Annotated in this window: 6 protein-coding genes and 1 other RNA gene; 4 read left to right on the top strand and 3 right to left on the bottom strand. The window is 38.1% G+C overall.

The features are described 5' to 3' along the window. Positions 1 to 1,082 (top strand): acyltransferase (locus G5T77_RS16545; protein ID WP_205683245.1); only part of this gene is annotated, 1,082 nt, incomplete at its 5' end. Positions 1,083 to 1,245: 163 nt separating this feature from the next. Here G5T77_RS16545 and G5T77_RS16550 read toward each other — a convergent pair. The 3 genes from G5T77_RS16550 to G5T77_RS16560 all read right to left on the bottom strand — a co-directional run bounded on the left by G5T77_RS16550 (position 1,246) and on the right by G5T77_RS16560 (position 4,001). After that, the gene (locus G5T77_RS16550; RefSeq protein WP_034703714.1) at positions 1,246 to 1,485 is read right to left on the bottom strand and encodes a DUF378 domain-containing protein; all 240 of its coding nucleotides are present in this window, start codon (positions 1,483 to 1,485) and stop codon (positions 1,246 to 1,248) included. A 395-nt stretch (positions 1,486 to 1,880) separates the two neighbouring features. Continuing rightward, the gene (gene pepP / locus G5T77_RS16555; protein WP_166138398.1) at positions 1,881 to 3,215 is read right to left on the bottom strand and encodes a Xaa-Pro aminopeptidase; all 1,335 of its coding nucleotides are present in this window, start codon (positions 3,213 to 3,215) and stop codon (positions 1,881 to 1,883) included. A gap of 153 nt (positions 3,216 to 3,368) precedes the next feature. Beyond that, entirely contained in the window at positions 3,369 to 4,001 is a 633-nt protein-coding gene (locus G5T77_RS16560) for a UPF0149 family protein (protein ID WP_125278707.1), read from the bottom strand. Between the two features lie 65 nt (positions 4,002 to 4,066). Between G5T77_RS16560 and G5T77_RS16565 the strand changes: the two genes are divergently transcribed. The 3 genes from G5T77_RS16565 to ssrS all read left to right on the top strand — a co-directional run bounded on the left by G5T77_RS16565 (position 4,067) and on the right by ssrS (position 5,190). Continuing rightward, positions 4,067 to 4,624, top strand: a complete 558-nt coding sequence (locus tag G5T77_RS16565) for a hypothetical protein (protein ID WP_004782884.1) — start codon at positions 4,067 to 4,069, stop codon at positions 4,622 to 4,624. Continuing rightward, positions 4,621 to 4,908 (top strand): cell division protein ZapA, encoded by a 288-nt coding sequence (locus G5T77_RS16570; protein ID WP_166138401.1) that lies wholly within the window; start codon positions 4,621 to 4,623, stop codon positions 4,906 to 4,908. Before G5T77_RS16565 ends, G5T77_RS16570 begins: the two co-directional genes overlap by 4 nt. 97 nt (positions 4,909 to 5,005) lie before the next feature. Then, positions 5,006 to 5,190, top strand: a non-coding RNA gene (ssrS, locus tag G5T77_RS16575) — 6S RNA. Positions 5,191 to 5,382: the final 192 nt, after the last annotated feature.

Genomic DNA, 5,382 nt, shown 5'->3' on the forward strand with positions numbered 1-5,382 from the left:
CCTCATGTTTGAATTCGCCCTTTAATAAAATAATAACTATGCTTTATTCAGTGCAATTTCTTAGGGGGATTGCTGCCTTAATGGTAGTTATAAGCCATACCTCCTTTAAAGGACAACAATACAATGTTGATACGCTTCAGTGGTATCACATAGGCGGCTCTGGTGTTGATTTATTTTTCATAATCTCTGGCTTTATTATGTGTTATACAACATATAATAAAAAAGTTAATTTTCTAAATTTCATGAGAAACCGATTCATCCGAATCATTCCTCTTTATTGGGTTCTCAGTTTTTTTGCTTTAATTGTATTTCTGATTTCTCCAAATCTTATAAATTCATCCGGTGGTGAAACTGGAATTTTCGAATCTTTCTTCTTAATTCCGAATGGCAGTAAATTTTTAATTAATAATGGATGGACCTTAAGCTATGAATTTTATTATTATTTTATATTTTCATTTTTCCTAATTTTTTTATTAAAAGACTTATATAAATATCTTTTTATCATTCTATATTTTTCAGTTGTTGTGGCTATAGGTTTAATACTCCAACCAAAATCTGAATTTCTGATGTTTTTAACCCATAATCTTTTGCTTGAATTCGCTTTAGGCGTTCTGGCATTTATCATTATAAAAAATACTAGTCTTTCCCGATTAATGTCTATATTTATGATTCTTGTCGGTGCTTCCCTATTAGCCTATCAAAACTTTTATAAACTACCTGATTTCATCACCTTGAGATCATTAAAAATCGGGATCCCAATGTTTTTCATTTTTGTTGGATGCGTAGCTTTAGAAGACTTAATCACAGAAACTAAATCACTAAATTTAAGATTCTTTAATCATCTTGGAGATTCATCTTACTCTTTATATTTGATTCATCCTTTTACTTTAAGCCCAGTTGCTATGGTTTTAAACAAACTCAATATATTAAACCCTTACCTATTTAGCTCTATACTTATTACCTCTTCGATCTTGGCAGGCTCTATTACGTATCTAGTTTTAGAAAAAAGGTTAATTAAATTAGGCAAAGAACCATTTAACTTCTTTAGGTATTTTTATCCGGTCGATAGAAAAAACTTATAGAGATTTTTTGATCTCTTTAGGCATTATCAAAAATTTAAATACTAAAAACGGAGCTTAAGCTCCGTTTCTGTTAAATGTCCTTTATATCTTTTAGATTAACTAATCTGTTATAGAAATCAGTTAATTAAAAAAATATAAATGACTTCAATTAACTTTTAGTCAGTTAACGTACTACTCGAGCTTGAGACTCATGATGTACATCACGTCGACCCAATTTTGTACCAGTATAGATCAGATACAAGGCAGACAAACCAACCAATACATAGATAATTCGAGATAGTGCACTCATTTCACCAAAGATGGCAGCGACTAAATCAAAGTTAAACGCACCAACCAGACCCCAGTTGATGCCACCAATAATCGCTAAAGCATAAGCAATCCAGTCAAGCGTATTTAGTCTCATCATTTTTCTCCTGCTCTTCTTTGAGTTTATTTAAGGAACAGGTCAAGTATGAGAATGAAATCGGAATTAATATGTTGCTTTGATGCTAAAAACTCAATTGCTGTGTTGAATTCCTGTCATCTTATAATTCTCAATTTTAACAAAGTTAATTTTATTTGAATAAGTCGTGATTAACGTAAGTAAAAGTCTTGCATGTTTCTCGATAGTATCTTTGTTTTATGTAGCCATTGGATAACTTATTGCCTAAGAAATTAATCCATTTTTTCTTAAAATTTTATAAATATTCATTTTAATATCAATAAATTAAAAAATTACTATCATTCACGAATACATTTTTAACTTTCTACTATATAAAAAAAGCCGGTGAGATCACCGGCTTTTTTTATATCTTTTATTTAAGCAGCACGTGCTTTGGCCATTAAGGCTTCAATATCTTCCACGGTTTTCACAACTTTTGCAGTTAACACCAACGGGCCATTTTTGGTAGCAACCACATCATCTTCAATCCGGATTCCGATACCACGCCATTTAACATCTACAGTTTCATCATCTGGCGCAATATAAAGACCCGGCTCAACTGTCACGACCATACCTTCTTCATATGCACGCCATTCACCGTTGGCTTTATAAGTACCTACATCATGTACATCCATACCCAGCCAATGCCCTGTACCGTGCATATAGAACTGGCGGAAACTTTCAGTCTGGATAATTTCGTCAATCTCCCCCTGCATAATCCCCAGATCAAGTAAACCTTGAACCAGAATGCGAACCGCCACATTATGCGGCTCTTTATAAGAATTCCCGATTTGAACTGCATTGATGGCAGCAATCTGTGCATCCAGCACAATATTATATAAAGCTTTTTGTTCCACGCTGAATTTACCATTGACCGGGAACGTACGGGTAATGTCCGAAGCATAAAACTGATATTCACAGGCAGCATCAATCAGAACCAGATCACCATCCTTCAGCTCTTTGTCATTTTCCACATAATGCAGAATACAGGCATTTTCACCGCCACCGACAATACTGTTGTAGGATGGTACACAGCCATTTTTACCAAAGACATAATTCAGTTCAGCTTCTAAAGCATATTCCATCATGCCTGGACGAACTTTCTGCATAGCCAGTGTATGCGCTTCTGCAGAAATATCTGATGCAAGCTGCATCAGTTCAATTTCATTTTCATCTTTATGCAAACGCATTTCATCAACGATACGATCCAGCTGCATGATCTGTGCCGGTGCAGAAGTACCACGGCGGCTTTCACCACTGGCTGTTGCGATCCATTTGGCTACACGTGCATCAAATTCGGCATTGTGCCCAATCCGGTAGAAGAGCTTGTCTTTGTTCTGAAGCTTGGTGAGGATTTCCTCATCCAGTAGATCAATCGCATAAGCTTCGTCTGCTTCATAATCATCAACGGCGCCATCTACTCCGGCACGGTATCCGTTCCAGATTTCCATTTCACGATCACGTTCACGGCAGAACAGGCTATAGGTATAGCCTTCTTCTTCAGTATCGAAAGTTTCAATGACTGCAACTGCTTCAGGCTCAGCAAATCCGGTCAGGTAAAAGAAACTGCTGTCCGCGCGGTATTTATAATCTGCATCACGGTTACGCAGGGCAACCGGGCTGGTGGCAATAATCGCGATACTACGTAATCCCATTTCCCCTGCGAGGATGTCACGACGTTCCTGAAAATCGGCTTGAGTCAGTTTCTTCATTACACCTTACTTCTTATCAATTGCTACTGTTATTTAAAATTTGGTTCTGAAAACGGGTCAGATCAATTTACTATCATCTTCATGAGAAGAATCAGCAAAAAATATGCCGGTTTTCAGAACCGTTTTTTAATTTGTGTTTAGAACCGCTTGAACTTAACTCGGACGTTTCGGCGAGAAAATTTCAACTACAGATTGCGCTTCAGTCGCAGAAGCTGGAGCTGGTGCTTTTTGCGTGAATTTCTGCAATAAAGGTGTTTCTTCAACCTCTACTTTCTTGCGGCCAACGGACAGACTTACCGGAATCAGACGAACAAACTCATACAGCTCCTGATAGCTTTCTTCGCCTTCGGCATCGTCATCAGAATCTTCAAACTCGACTGCTGCAACATCTTGTAAATGTTCAATCAGTTCCATTTCATCATTACGGATATGACCTGAGGCCAAGCCAAAACCAAGCACTACGCCTGCACACCAGTCAGCCAGTGCCTGAACGCGTTCAGCCAAGCTATGCTCATCATCTGGTAGTAATGGCAGATAATCCAGCTCATCTTCAGACAGCGCATGAAATATGTCTTCTGCCTCACCCGTTAACAATTCTAATGCTTCAGGGTTCAGTTCAGGAACATCTAGCGTTTCTAGAATCTGTACCCATTCATCATTTGAAGGTGCCTGAGTGACACAGACAATTCCGGTAAGCAAACCATGCAGTTCGCTTGGGCTAGAAATTTCTTCAATTGAGGAAAAATTGCGGTACCATTCTGACCAACCTGAAATATCGTCTTGCATTCGTTTATCCAATCTCTATACTGCTTTATATATTACCTTTGTTTGCAACACTGTGCGACCTCGATATGTTAGAAGAATTACAGCGTCTACAAGTGCATATTGGCGTTTTAAAAACGCGACTTGCACAACTTGAAAGTGAGAATACCAGTTTACGGGAGAAGCAAGAGGCTTCAAGCGTGCAACATGAAACTCAAATTGAACAAAAAAATAGCTTTATTGCGCAAAAACAACAAGAAATCCAGAATCTCAATCAGCAACTGACAGAATCACGTAACCAGTTTCAGCATTTAAACCAGGATGCTACAGCACTGGCAGATCGTTATAGCCGTCTGGAAAAAAGTTGTACTGATCTAAAGAACCGTTTTCAGGAAATTCTGGCTGAACGCAATGAGTTACGCGTGCTGAAAGAAAAGTTATTGCTGGAACAGCGTCATGCCCAGCAGGAAATTCAGCGGCTGAATCAGGAATCTGAACGTCTTACCCAGAAAAATGAAAATGCCAAAGCTAAAGTTGAAGCCATTATTCAACGTCTGGCGATTTTGGGAACAGCCCAAGATCAAAATGCACAGGAAATTCAGCAATTGGCCCATCCTACTGAAGTGACTGAGGAAGCTTCATCATGAGTGAACAAATCGCAATCGACTTAAAGGTATTGGGTCACAGTTTCCGTCTGGCCTCCACTGCGGATCAGCAGGATGAACTACAACGTGCAGCGCAATTACTCAATGAAAAATACGATGAATTTCGCCGTAAAGCACCTCGTATGGAACCAAGTAAACTGATCATTATGGTGGCACTGGAACTGATGCAGGAAGTATTGACGATGAATAAATACCTGCAACAATATGCACACTGCGAACGTTTGTTACAAACTATTTTGCAAGAAGTTGAAGAACTAACTGAATAATCGAGTTTTTTGTTTAAACTTCGGTCGTTCGACTAAACTGTTTACAGTTCACGAACAGCATAGAGTTGCCACATCAACATTATCGTTTATACTTAGTCTAACTCTGAGATGTTCGCCAGCGGGTCAGATTCCCCTGAGCCGATATTTAAATCTTAGGATTGAGTTCTGCATATTTAGAGTGTATGCCCATCCGGTATGGGAAACCCAGCAAGTATGCGTCTCGTCCACCTTGAACTTTAGGGTTCAAGGGTAATGACATGCAGCGGCATCCTCGGAGTGCTTCTATTTTTCTCAAAATATTTCATTATTTATCTTCTTTTCTAAAGCTCAAATTTATTATATTTTTCCTGGTTTAGCGTCCTATACCCGTACCTTTTTTCGTCTTTTAAAAAGTTAACTAGATCTAATTACAGATTAATCAATTAATGATTCGTGTTTTATTATTTTTAAAATTTAGGGTGTGTTGACACTTTT

Origin of the sequence: Acinetobacter sp. GFQ9D191M (assembly GCF_011174875.1) — a bacterium.
Lineage (GTDB): Bacteria > Pseudomonadota > Gammaproteobacteria > Pseudomonadales > Moraxellaceae > Acinetobacter.

Bases quoted from the DNA above. Each gene is read 5' to 3' on its own strand.
- G5T77_RS16550 (WP_034703714.1), bottom strand. From the start codon at position 1,485: ATGAGACTAAATACGCTTGACTGGATTGCTTATGCTTTAGCGATTATT.
- pepP (WP_166138398.1), bottom strand. From the start codon at position 3,215: ATGAAGAAACTGACTCAAGCCGATTTTCAGGAACGTCGTGACATCCTC.
- G5T77_RS16560 (WP_125278707.1), bottom strand. From the start codon at position 4,001: ATGCAAGACGATATTTCAGGTTGGTCAGAATGGTACCGCAATTTTTCC.
- G5T77_RS16565 (WP_004782884.1), top strand. From the start codon at position 4,067: ATGTTAGAAGAATTACAGCGTCTACAAGTGCATATTGGCGTTTTAAAA.
- G5T77_RS16570 (WP_166138401.1), top strand. From the start codon at position 4,621: ATGAGTGAACAAATCGCAATCGACTTAAAGGTATTGGGTCACAGTTTC.